Source organism: Caulobacter sp. Root655, from assembly GCF_001427665.1.
GTDB lineage: Bacteria > Pseudomonadota > Alphaproteobacteria > Caulobacterales > Caulobacteraceae > Caulobacter.
On sequence record NZ_LMHC01000027.1, the window covers coordinates 176,911 to 191,146 of the forward strand.

A 14,236-nucleotide genomic window follows, 5' to 3' on the forward strand; every position below is an offset into this window, starting at 1 on the left:
GCCTCGCGGCGCCCGATCCCGGGCGTTCCGGCGGGGTCTGACGGGGAAAGGCGCAGCGGGCTCGCCTCGACGCCCGGGTCGCCGCTAGGGTGGCGGCGAATCGCCACCGCTTCGAAAGTCCGCCATGCGCCTGTTCCTGACGCTCCTGCTGCTGGCGCTCGCGCCCGCCCCCGTCCAGGCCGCCGAACTGCTGGACCCGTCGCCGCGCACGGCGGTGATCAGCGCCTTCCCGCCCGAGATGGCGGCCCTGGAGGCGGCGACCACCGACAAGCAGGAATTCACCGCCGGCGGTACGCGCTTCGTGACCGGCGCGCTGGAGGGCAAGCCGGTGGTGCTGTTCCTCAGCGGCATCAGCATGGTCAACGCCGCCATGACCACCCAGGCAGGCCTGGACCGCTTCAGGATCGAGCGCATCGTGTTCTCTGGCGTGGCCGGCGGGGCCGATCCCGAACTGGAGGTCGGCGATGTGGTGGCGCCCGACAGCTGGGTGCAGTCGTCGGAGATGGCCTATGCCCGCGAGGTCCCCGGCGGCTTCGCCCCGACGCCTGGCCTGACGGATGGAAGGCAAAGCTTCGGCATGATGTATCCGCGCGAGGTCACGGTGCATCGCGACCCGGCCACGCCCGAGCACCTGAAGATCTTTCCGGTCGACGCGGCGATGCTGGAGGTGGCGCGGACGAGCGTCGCCGGGCTGAAGCTGCGACGCTGCGCCGCCGACCAGTGTCTGACCAAGCCGCCCAAGGTGGTGGTCGGCGGTGTGGGCGGCTCGGGCCCGGTGTTCGTCGACAACGCCGCCTTCCGCCAATACGCCCACGAGGTGTTCGGGGCCCGGGTGCTGGACATGGAAAGCGCCGCCGTGGCCCAGGTGGCCTATGTCAACAAGACGCCGTTCATCGCCTTCCGCAGCCTGTCGGACCTAGCCGGCGGCGACCCGGCGGGAAACCAGTTCCCGATCTTCCTGCGCTTCGCGGCGGACAACAGCGCCACCGTCGTCAGAGCGTTCGTGAAGGCTTTGCCTTAGCGGCTAGGTCCTCCCCCTCTGGGGGAGGTGTCGGCGAAGCCGACGGAGGGGGGAAGTGATCCGCCGCCCGACGTCTCCCCCCACCGGCCCATTCGGGCCGCCTCCCCCACAGGGGGAGGGCTTTCGCGCCTCTAGGTCTTCAGCGGATCCTTGGCGTTCGGATCGCCATAGGTCAGCGACACGAACACGTCCTCCAGATCCGGGTCCTCGGTCGCGATGTCCTTGATCTTCAGCCCCTCGGCGCGCACCGCCGCCAGCACCTGCTCGACGCTGGACTGGCCCGTGCGGTAGGACACGGAGAACGCTCCAGCCCCGCGCAGCCTGGTCTCGAAGCCCGGCAGCAGCGGGGCGGCGGTCACCGGCTCTTCCGGCGTCACCACCACGTTGCGGATGTCCATGCGCTTGAGCAGGGTCGCCGTCGGCTCGTTGACCACCACCTCGCCGCGATTGACGATGGCGATCTGGTCGCACAGCTCCTGGGCTTCCTCCAGGTAGTGAGTGGTCAGGACGATGGTCACGCCCAGCTGGTTGAGGCCGGTGACATAGCTCCACAGCTGGCGGCGCAGCTCGACGTCGACCCCGGCGGTCGGCTCGTCGAGGATCAGCACCGGCGGCATGTGGACCATGGCCTTGGCCACCATCAGCCGGCGCTTCATGCCGCCCGACAGCTGGCGGACATAGGCGTCGGCCTTGTCGCCCAGGCCCAGGGCGTTGAGCAGCTCGTCGGTGCGGCGCTCGTTCTTGGGCACGCCGTAGAAGCCGGCCTGGACCTCCAGCGACTCTCGGGGGGTGAAGAACACGTCGGCGGCCAGTTCCTGCGGCACCACGCCGATCGCGGCGCGGGCGTCGCGCGGGCGCTCGTCGATGTCGCGGCCCCAGATCCGGACCGTGCCGCTGCTCTTGCGGGTCAGGCCGGCCAGGATGTTGATGAAGGTCGACTTGCCCGCGCCGTTCGGGCCCAGCAGGCCGAAGATCGAGCCGCGCGGCACCTTCAGGTCGATGCCGTTCAGCGCCAGCTTTTGCGGCGCGGTCTTGCTGGCCGGGTAGGTCTTGAACAGGCCTTCGGCCTCGATCGCGTAGGCGGGCAGGTCCATGGAACGTCCAGATGGGTCCCCCAACGCAGGGATGGCGGGACAATAGAGAAAGGAACGCGCGGCGTGAATTGACGGCGGCGCGACAGGTCGCATAGGTATGCCTGCATCGCCGCCACGCCAAGGCCGCGTCTGGAATTCAAGGGTTTTACCAACATGGCGCGCAAGGCCAAGACCGCGGTGTCCACCGCTCCCACCGCCATGGAACCCGTCGTCACGGAGGTTGGCGCCGGTCCCGCGCTCGAGACCATCATGGTCCGCTCGCACCGCATCGCCTGCGACGGCGTCGGCGGGGCCCTGGGCCATCCGCGCGTCTGGCTGGAGATGGGCGCGGCCGGTTTCGTCGACTGCCCCTATTGCGACCGCCGCTTCGTCGCCACCACCGCCGCCGGTCACGACGAGAGCGAACGGTTGGCCCCGGGGGTCTACGAAGGCTCCGGCGGCCACTAGATGGGCGACGAGCTCTCGCCCCTGCAACGCGCCGAATCCCTGGCCAAGGCCTGGGAAGCCGCCGAATGGCCGCACGAGGCCCCGGTGCTGCGGGCCATCGCCATGCCGTCCGACACCAATCCCGAGGGCGACATCTTCGGCGGCTGGCTGCTGTCGCAGATGGACCTGGCGGCGGCGTCGATCGCCTTCCACCGCGCGGCCGGCCGCTGCGCCACCATCGCCGTCGACGGCATGACCTTCATCAGCCCGGTGTTCGTCGGCGACGAGGTCAGCCTGTTCGCCCGCGTCGTCCATGTCGGCCGCACCTCGCTGAAGGTCGAGGTCGAGGCCTGGCGCCGCCGCCGCGACGGCGAGCAGGCCCACAAGGTGACCCAGGGCGTCTTCACCTTCGTGGCGATCGGCGAGGACCGGAAGCCCCGGCCGCTGCCTTAGGCGACGCCTCCGCCCCCTCGCCGCGACAGACCGCGAAGCGGTCAGGTGGGGGCAAGTGTTCGCGGGCACGATGTTGGCGGACATGACTCTACGACCTCGGGCTTTCGCGACGAGCGGATGGGGAGGCGCGGAGCGGTCCGGGCCGAGCCCGGATGACCGTGGGTTTGTGTATGCGTTTCGGCTAGACCTGACCGCTCCGCCGAACCGTTGTTCTCAAGGGACGGCGACTGAGGGCTTGTTTCATCCCGGTCGACGTTCCCCCTCGGACGGGCAGGATCAAAGTCGCCCGGAAGGGGCCGTCAGCGACTCCGACAGATCCTGGAACAGGCCGGTTCGCCCGCCCCAGGCCTTGGATCCTTCTGAGACCCGCCGCCCAAGCCGATCCGCCCGCCAGGCCAGCCAGGCCCCGCTCGGTTCGATCCCCATCGCCTGCTTGGGCCGGTACCAAGAGCCCTCCCCCGCGATGGGGACAGCCATGATTGTGCGGGAGGTTTGAGCGCCGAGGACTTGTGACGCTGATTATTTTTCAGGAGGCTGGAAAGGTTGGAGTTCTTCGTGGCGCCGGCGGGGATGGACGCTGCTGGATCCCCGCCGGGGACATGCTCTCACGGCAAGGTCTCGACCAATCAACCACGAACCATGGGGTGAGTGCGTGTCCCCAATGACATCCACGGCGTTGCAATGACGGCCCGATACCAAGCTCAACGGATCGGTTGGGGACACGCACTCACCCTGACCGCCCCGCGAACCGGGCCGGCGTCCGACCGTGAGAGCGCGTCCCCGGCCACGTACGGCCACCACCCCTGACGTTATCCGCCAGCGGCGAGGCCGCGCCTTGAAACCTTGATGGCGAGCCTGCTCCGGCGTCTGGCTATGAGGAATGTGTCCTGAGCCCTAAGGGGCGTCATGAACCCCCAGCAGGGTGGAGGCAGACAGTTCCGGCGCCACAACGGCGAGGTCGTAGCCGCGGATGAGCGCGCGCCATTCAGGCGTCAGGGCTTCCAGATCGGCGCTGCGCAAACGGCGCAGATCCACCAGGAACCAATCGCCCGGCGGCGTGCCCGACGGGCGGGCCAGCATCACATCCTTGGACCAGTCGCTGTCCTTGCCCGTGGTCGCATCGAAGTTGTGCACGGCCACTTGGCGGCCGACCCCGTTGTATCCGGCTTCCACGCCTCTCGCGCCGGCGACGATGAGGTTGAGGGACTTCACGCCCTCTCCGTCGGCATGTTCAGCGACGAAATTGCCCAGGTCGCGCTGGCCGAGTGGATTGTAGCCCTTGTAGAGATGGTAGGCGCCGAACTTCATCAGTAGGCGTGCCCGCGGCGCCTCGGCAAAATGCGTCACCAGCGTCCGCTTCATCAGCCGCGCCCTGCGCCCGTTCGGATCGCCACTGCGGGACTGCGAGGCCTGATAGATGGCGCGTGTTTCGCGCAAGGCGGCGAACAGCGCCTTGGCCCGGTCGCCGCCGTCCTGGTCGATGGCTGTCCCCGCCTGATCTAGCGTCGCATCGGTGGCCTTGAGCAGGAACAGGTCCATGGGTGAACCGGAGGTGAGCGCGGCCTGCATCGCCGTCCGCTCCTGTTCGGCCAGCGCTTCGATCTGGGCGCGGGCGAGCGGTCCTGGACCGGCCGCCAGCATCTGTTCGAACAGATAGCCGCTCGTGCCGAGGAACTCCTGGTCCAGCCCCCACAGCTTGAAGTCCGGCCCGGCGAAACCCGCGCAATCGGCCGCCGTCTGACCCTCGTCGCGGCTGTTGAGGAAGGCCATGGCGTCGGGATGGGAGCTCATGAAGTCAGAAATCTGCTGTTCCCGGTTCGGCGCTCTCAGCCGTGCGTTGACCACTCCGGCGGCCTCCGGCCCGATCTCGACGACCATGGCCGTCAGGCCGCCGGGCGCCATCAATCGACAGACGTTCGTGGTGAAGGCGGGGATCTCGCGCGAAAAATGGCTCTCGCCGACGAGGACGTACCGGCTGGCGTCTATAGCCTCCGATAGTATCGCGGCTCCCGGACCCGAGAAGCCCTCCGGCCGGACGGTTAGCGGCGACCCTGCCTGCGCCAGCCGGTCCGCGAACGAGAGCGACGCAACGGGTTCGGCGTGGGCGGAAGCCGCGCACAGGGTTGCGAGCGCCAAGGCCGCCGCAATCGATTTCAGCTTCATATCAATCACCCCTGTTATGTGAAGCTTCCTTGCGGCGGTCTCTGAAAACCACAAGTGAAATCGTGGTCACAAGTCTCCTCGCGGCCTGAAATCGGGCGCGCACCGAATGAGTGCGAAGGGCCGGAGCAGTCTTCGACCGGACTAGACACCGCCCCCTCGCCAGCGCCATATCCGCCCATGCGCGACCACGACGCCGACGTCATCATCGCCGGAGCCGGCATGGCCGGAACCACCCTGGCGCTCGCCCTGGCCTCGGCCGGGGTCCGGCCGCTGCTGGTCGATCCGCAGCCGTTCGACGCCCAGCTGGCCGAGACCTTCGACGGGCGGTCCTCGGCCATCGCCTATTCGTCGTTCCGCCAGTGGCGGACGATCGGGGCCGGCGAGGCCTTGGCGCCGCACGCCCAGCGCATCGAGCAGATCCTGGTCACCGACGGCAAGGCGCCGGGCCCGAGCACCGGCGGGCCGTCGCCGTTCTTCCTGCGCTTCGACAGCGCCGAGATCGCCGACCGTTCGGACGGCGAGCCGCTGGGCTATCTGATCGAGAACCACCAGATCCGCGCCGCCCTGGCCCGGACCGTGCTCGACAAGAACATCACCGTGCTGGCCCCGGCCGGCGCCACGGGGCTGGAGGTCACCGCCGCCGGCGCGACCCTGGCCCTGACCGACGGTCGCACGCTGTCGGCCCCGCTGGTGGTCAGCGCCGAGGGCCGCAACGGCGTGCTGCGCAAGGCCGCGGGCATCGGCGACATCGGCTGGAGCTATGGCCAGAGCGGGGTGGTGGCCACGGTGCGCATGCAGCACCCGCACCAGGGCGTGGCCCACGAATATTTCCTGCCCGGCGGTCCGTTCGCTATCCTTCCGCTGACGGACAATCGCGCCAGCCTGGTGTGGACCGAGAGCACCGACCGGGCCGAGGCGCTGCGCAACGCCTCGCCGGAGGCCTTCCACGCCCATCTGATGCGGCGGTTCGGCGAGTTCCTGGGGACGGTCGAGATGGCCGGCCCGACCTTCGTCTACCCACTGTCGCTGTCGCTGGCCGAGCGGCTGGTCGCCCCGCGCCTGGCCCTGATCGGCGACGCCGCCCACGGCGTGCACCCGATCGCCGGCCAGGGCTTGAACCTGGGCCTCAAGGACGCCGCCGCCCTGGCCGAGGTGGTGGTGGAAGCCCTGCGCAACGGCGAGGACATCGGGGCCGAGGCGACCCTGGAGCGCTACGCCCGCTGGCGGCGGTTCGACAACGTCTCCAACGCCCTGGCCTTCGACGGCTTCGTGCGCCTGTTTTCCAACGACAACCCGTTGCTGCGCCTGGCGCGTGGCGTCGGCATGGCGGCGGTCAACCGCATCGCCCCGGCCCGCCGGTTCTTCATGCACGAGGCCGGCGGCGGAGTAGGCGACCTGCCCAAGCTGCTGCGCGGCGTGGCGATTTAACAGTCCTCCCCCTGTGGGGGAGGACCTGCGTCAAACCTTCACCACCCTTGGACGCGGATCCATCGGCTAGTCTTCCAGGCTGCGGGCTTCCTCGGGCAGCATGATCGGCACGCCGTCGCGGATCGGATAGGCCAGCTTGGCGGCGTTGCTGATCAGTTCGCCCCGGGCGCGGTCATAGAACAGCGGCGCGCGGGTGACGGGACAGACCAGCACCTCCAGCAGACGCGGGTCGAGATCGGCGGGCGGGGGCGGGGGAGCGGCGGTCATGGCGGCAGTTGTAGGCGGTTTTCCGGCTGATGAGAACTCCCTCCCCTTCATGGGGAGGGTGGCGGCGAAGCCGACGGGTGGGGCTTGATGAGTCAGCAGACCCCACCCACCAGCTTCGCTGGTCCCCCCTTCCCCGCAAGGGGGAGGGAAAGGGGTTTTCACTGCAGCATCGTTGGGTCTTCGTCGTCGCCCTTCGCCGCGTCGATCTCCAGCAGGGCCACCAGGGTCTCTCGGCGATCCGTCAGGGTCGGCGCTTCCAGCAGGGCCTGTTTCTCGACCGGTTCGAACGGCAGGGCCATGGCCAGGCTGTTGATCAGGGCGTCGGAGGGGGCGGCCTCGGCGCTGCTCCAGTCGATGGCCAGGCCGCGGTGGTCGAGGTAGCGGCGCAGGGCCCCGAGCAGGGCCTCCCCGTCGCCGCCCGAGGTCGCGCCTTCGGCCCCCTCGCGCAGGTCGGCCTCGAAGGGCGTGAAGTCGGCGCGCACCTGGCGATAGGGCCCGCGGCTGGGCAGCTCGGCCCCGACCCGGAACCGGCAGACCCCGGTCAGGGTGACCAGATAGCGGCCGTCGCTGGTCTCGGCGAAGCTGGTCACCCGACCGGCGCACCCGACCGGCGCCAGGTTGGGCCGTTCGGGATCGCCGCCCGTCCGGGTCTGGACCATGCCGATGACCCGTTCGCCCGACATGGCGTCGTCGAACATGTTGAGGTAGCGCGGTTCGAAGATGTTGAGCGGCAGCTGGCCGCCGGGCAGCAGCAGGGCGCCGTCCAGCGGGAACACCGGGATCACCAGCGGCAGGTCGTCGGCCTTTCGATAGACGCCCGGCATGGGCAGGCTCCTTGGCTGCGGCCTAGCTAAACAGGATAGACGACAATCGCTTACGACCCGACTTCGCCACTTCCGAGGCGTAGCCGGCGGCTTCGAACACGGTCAGCAGCTGCTTGCGCGCCGCTTCATCGCTCCAGGTCCGGTCGCGCTCGATGATGGTCAGCAGGTGGTCGGAAGCCTCCTGCAGGCGGCCGACGCCCGCCAGGGCCTTGGCCAGTTCGAAGCGGGCCTCGTGGTCGCCGTCGTCGGCGGCCAGGCGCTTCTCGAACGGCGCGGTCTCGGACGGCGCGTCCTGGGCCAGGGTCAGGGCCGCGCGGACGATCTCCAGGTCTGGATCCTTGGCGCCGGCCGGGGCGGTGGCCGCGACCTCGGCCGCGCCCTCCAGGTCGCCGCCGTCCAGGTAGCAGCGGGCCAGGCCGCCGATCGCCTTCACGTTGGTGGGATCCATCTGCAGGGCCTGGGCGAAGGCCTGGGCCGCGCCACCGAGATCGCCCAGGTCCAGCGACTCCTTGGCCATGGCCAGCAGGGCGTCGATGTCGCTCTCCGGCGGCGGGCCGGCCAGGCGCTCGATGAATTGCTTGATCTGGCTTTCAGGAACGGCGCCCTGGAAGGCGTCGACCGGCTGGCCATCGACGAAGGCGTAGACGGAGGGGATCGACTGCACCCGAAGTTGGCCCGAATAGCCGGGGTTCTTGTCGACGTCGATCTTGACCAGCTTGACCGCGCCGCCGGCAGCCGCGACCGCCTTTTCCAGGGCCGGGGTCAGCTGGCGGCACGGGCCGCACCAAGTGGCCCAGAAGTCGACGATCACCGGCTGGACCTTGGAGGCCTCGATCACGTCGGCCAGGAAGCTGGCGTCCGTGCCGTCCTTGATGTGCTCGCTCTTGGCCGCGCCGCCGGCGGGGATGGGAGCGGGTTTTTCGCCGATCAGGGTCATCTCGTCTCTCGTCACGTGGGGTCTTCAACGCATGGGGCGGCGATTGGATCGGACCGGGCGCCCGTCTTGTGCGTCAGTCCCAGGCGGCCAAGATGGTCTTTCGGACGCGGCTTCGCAATCGGCGCGGGCCGCTTATTGGACCACGCTCATGGCCGCGAAGTCCACGACCAGGGGCTCGATCCCCAGCGCCGCCAGGAACCGCCGGAAGCCGTCCTGCGAGACGGTCGTGGTGGCGTCGTTGTTCAAGGGGTGGAAGTTGACCGGATCGGCCTTGGCCAGGGCGGCGTCGAGCACGAAGCGCACGCGGCGTCCCGTGTCGTTGATCAGGCCGAAGGCCGTGACCGAACCCGGCGTCACGCCCAGGGTCTCCTCCATCAACCCGGCGGCGCCGAACGACAGCCGGGCCGAGCCGATCACCGTGTGCAGGCGCTTGAGGTCGATCATCGTCTCGCCCAGGGCCGAGATCAGCCACAGCTGGCCCTTGGCGTCCTTGAGGAACAGGTTCTTGGTGTGGCCGCCGGGCAGGGCCGCCTTGATCTCCAACCCCTCCTCCACCCGGAACACCGGCGGATGATCGAGGGTGGAATGGGCGACGCCGTAGGCGTCGAGGAAGGCGAAGAGGTCGGCGCGGGTCTTCATGCGGGCCTTTTAGGATAGGCCGAAGATGCGTTCGAGCACGAAATCCACGCGGTCCTCGACACGGGCGCGGGGCAGATCGACCAGGGTGTAGCCCAGCTCCGCATAGACCTGGGCCATGACGGCGTGGGTCCGCACCGCCTCGGCGAAATCTTGCTTGCGCTCGGCGTCGTTGGTGAAGATCTCCGGCCAGGGCGGGGCGATGAACACCAGCGGGTCATAGCGCAAGGTCAGGGCCGCGGCGGCGAGATCCTCCGGGATCGACAGGCCGCACAGTCGCAGATAGCCGACGATGTCCGGCACGCCTCGGTCGAAGAACACCGGCCCGGCGAGCAGCGCGGCATGGTCATGGACGCGGCTGTCCAGCGACAGCATCAGGCGGGCATAGGCCTTTCGGTCGGCCCACGGCAGCGCCGTCCCGCCGGTTTGCACCTGGTCCTGGATGATGGCCCTCCCGGCTTCGAAGGCGCGAGGAAGGCCTCGTCGCTCGAGGCCGTCGATCAGCGAGGTCTTGCCCGCCCCCGGTCCTCCGGTGACGACAATGCGGCGGGTTGGCGAAGGTTTCATGGGAACGCCTTTCGGTCGTGATGGGATCGGCGTGCTGGACGGGCTCGCCCCTGGGGCGCTAGAGCAGAAGCAACAGGGAGAACAGACGGGCATGGAACTGGAGTGCTACCCCACCGAGAACCGCCCGCCCGAGATCGTGCCGGGTCGGCCGCAGCGGGCCTGGATGGACCATTTCGCCGACCGTCATCCCTATCGCTGCCTGCCGCTGACCATGGCCAACACCACCGGCTGGGAAATTCTCTGTCCGGTCGGCTTCTCCGCCACCTGGGACGGCGGCGCGCACCAGAACTGCATCACCTTCAAGGCCGACCACCCGCATCCGGGGTTCAATGACTTCGTCAAGTCGCACTTCTCGCGCGGCACCGTCACCTTCCACACCGGCTACCTGTTCCGCACCCCGCCGGGCTGGTCGATCTGGACCATGGGTCCGCCCAACCACATCAAGGACGGCATCCAGCCGCTGGCCGGGCTGGTCGAGACCGACTGGCTGCCCTTTCCCTTCACGATGAACTGGCTGTTCACCCGCCCGGGCACGGTCCGCTTCGAGAAGGGCGAGCCGTTCTGCTTCTTCATGATGATCCAGGACAAGCCCCTGGAGCAGGTGCAGCCGGTGATCCGGTCGATGAACTCCAACGTCGACCTGCGCAAGCAGTACGACGCCTGGGCCGCGCAACGCGGCGAGTTCAACGCCCGGATCTTCAAGCGCGAGCCCGAGGCCATGAAGGAAGCCTGGCAGCGCTTCTACTTCAAGGGCGAATATCCCGAGGAGGTCGAGGCTCCGGCCCCGCAGGCCCACGTCAACAAGCGCCGGCTGAAGGCCCCGAAACTGGGCAGCTGAAGCCCTAGAGCGCCCGGCCTGATGGCATCAGGCCGGGCGCTCTAGCCTTTTTCTTGGCGCGTTTTCTTCACGCGAACCGGTATCCACTTCGCTTGAAAACGCTCTAGCGTCCCGTCGGCGAGGGCGGCGGGCGCGGCGAGGACCTCGCCGGTCCGCCCTGCCGGTACAGCGACACCCGAACGGTCTCGTCGGGCTGGCGCCAGACGCCGTCGATGCGGCCGGAATTGGTCAGCCGTCCCTCGAACACGCCAGAGATCTGGCGGAACTCGATGTGGACGGTGTCGCCCTCGACGCGCAGGGCGCTGGGCTTGAGCCGTTCGCCGCCGAGGGCCTGGTTGACGGGGCGGGTTTTCACCCGGGCGCGCGGGCCCGGCTCGAACACCAGCTCCACCCAGACGGGTTCGGCGGTTTCGAGCACGCCGGTCCAGGCTCCGGCGAAGGCGGACTGCGACTGCGACCAGGCGGCCGGGGCGACGGCCAGGGTCGTCACGGTCAGGCCGGCGGCCAGCCAGGGGCGGATCGTCATGAGCACTCTCTTTAAGGTGTCGATGGGGAGACGTCGATGGCCGCGACACGCGCGGCCGTCGCGCGCGGACCTGGAGCCTCCGACCTGATTGCATCAGGCCGGGGGCTCTAGCCTTCTGTTTTGGCGCGCTTTCTTCACGCGAACCGGTGTCCACTTCGCTTGAAAACGCTCTAGAAGTGGACGACGCCGCCGATCGACAGGCGGGTTTCCTTGGAGTCGATCTTCAGCTTGTCGCCACCCTTGAAGGTCGCGGTCTTGTCGCCGTAGCTCACCCGGGTGAGTTCGCCGCGCAGGCCGAAGGTTTCGCTGAGCTTCTGCTCGTAACCGACGCCGTAGACCATGCCCTGCTGGGTCAGGGTCTTCTTCGAGCCCGGAACCGAGGCTTCCAGCTTGCGGCGCTCCAGTCCGACCTTGCCGTAGAGCAGGCCGCTCTCGCCGAGCGCCATGCCGACCCGCGCGGCGCCGCTGTAGCGGAACTTGGGGTCCAGATGGACCTTGGTCGCGCCGAAGGTCTTCGAGGACTCACCGCCGCCGCCGCTCAGCGCGCCCTCGGCGCCCAGATAGAGGTTGCCGCCCAGAACCGTGCCGTAGCCCGCGAAGCCGCCGAAGTTGAAGCCGGTCTTGTCGGACGAGCCCTTCAGGGCCGGGCCGGTGGTCGGGGTGTAGATCAGTTCGTTCTTGGGCTTGGCGTAGCCGACTTCGCCGCCGACGTAGAAGCCGCCCTGGTCCTGGGCCAGGGCCGGGGTGATCGCGACCGCGGCGAGGGCGGCGGCGAGGCAGAGGGTCTTCATCATTTGAAACTCCATGCATTTGCGGAGGCCGACGACACCGCCAACCCGAAGCCAGGCCTTGGTGAAGGCTGCGCGTGGAGGGATTGCGCGCGAAGCGTGGAGATCGCGTGGGGATGACCTTAAGAGTTATTCATTTGCCAGAGGGGCGCTCGGAGGGCCTGCATCCCCCCTTGCCCGCGGTGTTTCACCGAGCCTCGGCGCGATCTCCACGATCTCTCGACACTCGCGGCCTAGAACTTCTTGTTTTTACGCATTTTCTTCACGCGGACCGGTAGCCGCTTCGCTCGAAAATGCTCTAGCCGCCCCTGTTTCAGGAACCGACGATGGAAAACGCCCTGATCTGCGTGGTCGAGGACGACCCCGATATCGCCCACATCCTGCAGACCTATCTCGAGCGCGAGGGCTTGCGCGTGGTCTGCGCCGCCGATGGCGAGGCCGCCCTGCTGCAGCACCGCAGCCTGAGCCCAGCCCTGATGCTGCTGGACGTCAACATCCCCAAGAAGGACGGCTTCGCGGTGATGAACGAGGTGCGCCGGCGCGGCGACACGCCGGTGATCTTCACCACCGCCATGGCCGAGGACATCGACAAGCTGACGGCCCTGCGCATGGGGGCCGACGACTATGTGGTCAAGCCGTTCAACCCGGCCGAGGTGGTGGCCCGGGTCAAGGCGGTGCTGCGCCGGGCCAATGGCGGCGGGCGCTCGGGCCTGCTGCGCCAGGGCGTGGTCGAGGCGGACCTGGCGGCCCACGTGGCGCGGGTCATCGACGGGGAAGGCGGCCATACCGTCCTGACCCTGACGCTGAGCGAGTTCCGCATCCTGGTCCAGTTCCTGAACGCCCCGATGCGGGTCTGCAGCCGCGGCGAGATCCTCGACGCCTGCCTGCCCGACAGCGAGGCCCTGGAGCGCACGGTCGACAGCCACGTCAGCAACCTGCGCCGCAAGCTCGAGGCGGCCGGCGCCGTGGGCTACATCATCAACGTGCGCGGCGTCGGCTATCGCCTGGCGGTCCCGCAATGAAGCCGGCTCCGACCCTGGCCCGCCAGCTGGGCTTCGCCATCGGCGGCATGCTGACCTGCGCCGTGATCTTCATCGCCAGCGCTTCGGCGGGCGTCGACTACTTGATCGAGCTCGAGCTGAAGAGCCGCCAGCCGGCGAACCTGCTCCGGGCCATCGAGGCTCTGGACCAGAACCGCCTGCCGGCCAACGAGGACATGCTGGCCCTGATCAAGCTGACGTCCGAAGAGGGGCCACGGGTCGTCGCACTCAGCTACACCGGGGTCGCCCTGCTGACGCTGGTCTGCATCGCTCTGAGCGTGTTCATCGCCCGCCACATCGCCCGCCGGCTGGCCGCCTCGGTCAATCTGGTCGCCGACGGGGCCCAGCGGATCGCGGCCGGCGATTTCGCCCACCGCATCGTCGCCCCACCCAAGCTGACCCGCGAACTGCGGAGCCTGATCGACAGCTTCAACACCCAGGCCGAGGCCCTGGAGCGTTCCGAACGCCAGATGCGGTTCAGCACCGCCTCGGTCGCCCACGAACTGCGCACGCCGTTGACCGTGTTGAGCGGCTACATCCACGGCGCCCTGGATGGGGTGTTTCCGCGCGACGACAACCACATGCGCGCTCTGCTGACCCAGGTGGAGGACCTGTCGCGGATCATCGACGACCTGCGCACGGTCAGCCTGGCCTCGTCGGGCGCCCTGGTCCTGGAGATCGGGTCCTGCGACCTGGCGGCCGAGGCGCGCTCGGTGCTGGAGATGACCCGGCCGCAGTTCCTGGTCGCCGACATGGTCGTCGACGCGGCGCTGCCCGAGACCTGGGTCCGCGCCGATCCGGCCCGGGTGCGGCAGATGCTGCTGGCCGTGCTCGACAACGCCCGGCGCTACGCCGCCGACGGGCGATCGCTGAGCCTGCGCGTCCAGCGCCAGGGCGAAACCGGCGTCCTACTGATCGCCGACCGCGGGCCGGGGTTCCCGCCGGACGGCGAGCAGCGGGCCTTCGAATGGTTCTGGCGGGCCGACCTGTCGCGCACCCGCGCCACAGGCGGATCAGGGCTGGGCCTGGCGGTGGTCAAGGCCCTGGCCGACGCCCATGGCGGCAGCGTCGGGGTCGGCAACCGGTCGAGCGGCGGGGCGGTGATCGAGCTGCGCTTCCCGCTCGATCCCGCCGCTTTGGACGGGTGCGAGGACGGCCCCGACGGACATGGCGTCCTCGAACTGGCCTCGACCCCTCACTTGATCGCGCCCCTCACTTGATCGCGCCC

16 protein-coding genes are annotated in these 14,236 nt (G+C 69.0%); 7 read left to right on the forward strand and 9 right to left on the reverse strand.

Translation table 11 applies throughout. The features are described 5' to 3' along the window. Positions 1-124 precede the first annotated feature (124 nt). Positions 125-1,021: a 5'-methylthioadenosine/S-adenosylhomocysteine nucleosidase gene (locus tag ASD79_RS22480; protein ID WP_056725842.1), complete on the forward strand. Its 897-nt coding sequence runs from the start codon at positions 125-127 to the stop codon at positions 1,019-1,021. Between the two features lie 131 nt (positions 1,022-1,152). Here ASD79_RS22480 and ASD79_RS22485 read toward each other — a convergent pair whose 3' ends face one another. Continuing rightward, on the reverse strand, positions 1,153-2,115 hold the full coding sequence (locus ASD79_RS22485) for an ABC transporter ATP-binding protein (protein WP_056725844.1): 963 nt from the start codon (positions 2,113-2,115) through the stop codon (positions 1,153-1,155). A 153-nt stretch (positions 2,116-2,268) separates the two neighbouring features. Between ASD79_RS22485 and ASD79_RS22490 the strand changes: the two genes are divergently transcribed. Together ASD79_RS22490 and ASD79_RS22495 are read left to right on the forward strand one after the other, a co-directional pair. Further along, on the forward strand, positions 2,269-2,562 hold the full coding sequence (locus ASD79_RS22490; protein ID WP_082585068.1) for a zinc-finger domain-containing protein: 294 nt from the start codon (positions 2,269-2,271) through the stop codon (positions 2,560-2,562). Beyond that, complete coding sequence (locus ASD79_RS22495; RefSeq protein WP_056725847.1) at positions 2,563-2,994, forward strand: acyl-CoA thioesterase; 432 nt, start codon at positions 2,563-2,565, stop codon at positions 2,992-2,994. 894 nt (positions 2,995-3,888) lie between these two features. Here the strand turns inward: ASD79_RS22495 and ASD79_RS22500 are convergent. Beyond that, the gene (locus ASD79_RS22500) at positions 3,889-5,157 is read right to left on the reverse strand and encodes a hypothetical protein (protein ID WP_156400634.1); all 1,269 of its coding nucleotides are present in this window, start codon (positions 5,155-5,157) and stop codon (positions 3,889-3,891) included. A 177-nt stretch (positions 5,158-5,334) separates the two neighbouring features. On the opposite strand from ASD79_RS22500, the gene ASD79_RS22505 reads away from it, so the two are divergent. Next, positions 5,335-6,585 carry a UbiH/UbiF/VisC/COQ6 family ubiquinone biosynthesis hydroxylase gene (locus ASD79_RS22505; protein WP_056725850.1) on the forward strand — a complete coding sequence of 417 codons (1,251 nt, stop codon included), beginning with the start codon at positions 5,335-5,337 and terminating at the stop codon, positions 6,583-6,585. A 66-nt stretch (positions 6,586-6,651) separates the two neighbouring features. Here the strand turns inward: ASD79_RS22505 and ASD79_RS22510 are convergent, their stop codons facing one another. The 5 genes from ASD79_RS22510 to ASD79_RS22530 form a co-directional block, all read right to left on the reverse strand. Continuing rightward, positions 6,652-6,852 carry a Trm112 family protein gene (locus ASD79_RS22510; protein WP_056725852.1) on the reverse strand — a complete coding sequence of 67 codons (201 nt, stop codon included), beginning with the start codon at positions 6,850-6,852 and terminating at the stop codon, positions 6,652-6,654. 158 nt (positions 6,853-7,010) lie between these two features. Continuing rightward, a complete protein-coding gene (locus ASD79_RS22515) occupies positions 7,011-7,676 on the reverse strand; it encodes an LON peptidase substrate-binding domain-containing protein (RefSeq protein WP_056725855.1) in 666 nt (221 codons plus the stop codon). A 22-nt stretch (positions 7,677-7,698) separates the two neighbouring features. Beyond that, positions 7,699-8,613 (reverse strand): co-chaperone YbbN, encoded by a 915-nt coding sequence (locus ASD79_RS22520; RefSeq protein ID WP_056725857.1) that lies wholly within the window; start codon positions 8,611-8,613, stop codon positions 7,699-7,701. A gap of 132 nt (positions 8,614-8,745) precedes the next feature. Further along, complete coding sequence (locus ASD79_RS22525; protein WP_056725859.1) at positions 8,746-9,252, reverse strand: prolyl-tRNA synthetase associated domain-containing protein; 507 nt, start codon at positions 9,250-9,252, stop codon at positions 8,746-8,748. Between the two features lie 9 nt (positions 9,253-9,261). Continuing rightward, positions 9,262-9,816 carry an AAA family ATPase gene (locus ASD79_RS22530; RefSeq protein ID WP_056725861.1) on the reverse strand — a complete coding sequence of 185 codons (555 nt, stop codon included), beginning with the start codon at positions 9,814-9,816 and terminating at the stop codon, positions 9,262-9,264. Between the two features lie 91 nt (positions 9,817-9,907). On the opposite strand from ASD79_RS22530, the gene ASD79_RS22535 reads away from it, so the two are divergent. Beyond that, a complete protein-coding gene (locus tag ASD79_RS22535; protein ID WP_056725863.1) occupies positions 9,908-10,654 on the forward strand; it encodes a DUF6065 family protein in 747 nt (248 codons plus the stop codon). Positions 10,655-10,757: 103 nt separating this feature from the next. On the opposite strand, the gene ASD79_RS22540 is transcribed toward ASD79_RS22535, so the two are convergent. Together ASD79_RS22540 and ASD79_RS22545 are read right to left on the reverse strand one after the other, a co-directional pair. After that, positions 10,758-11,180 carry a hypothetical protein gene (locus ASD79_RS22540; protein WP_056725865.1) on the reverse strand — a complete coding sequence of 141 codons (423 nt, stop codon included), beginning with the start codon at positions 11,178-11,180 and terminating at the stop codon, positions 10,758-10,760. A 170-nt stretch (positions 11,181-11,350) separates the two neighbouring features. After that, entirely contained in the window at positions 11,351-11,974 is a 624-nt protein-coding gene (locus ASD79_RS22545; RefSeq protein WP_056725867.1) for a porin family protein, read from the reverse strand. Between the two features lie 320 nt (positions 11,975-12,294). Between ASD79_RS22545 and ASD79_RS22550 the strand changes: the two genes are divergently transcribed. After that, entirely contained in the window at positions 12,295-12,990 is a 696-nt protein-coding gene (locus tag ASD79_RS22550; RefSeq protein ID WP_056725869.1) for a response regulator, read from the forward strand. Then, the gene (locus ASD79_RS22555; RefSeq protein ID WP_056725871.1) at positions 12,987-14,228 is read left to right on the forward strand and encodes an ATP-binding protein; all 1,242 of its coding nucleotides are present in this window, start codon (positions 12,987-12,989) and stop codon (positions 14,226-14,228) included. The genes ASD79_RS22550 and ASD79_RS22555 overlap by 4 nt, the downstream gene beginning before the upstream one ends. Positions 14,229-14,236 lie beyond the last annotated feature (8 nt).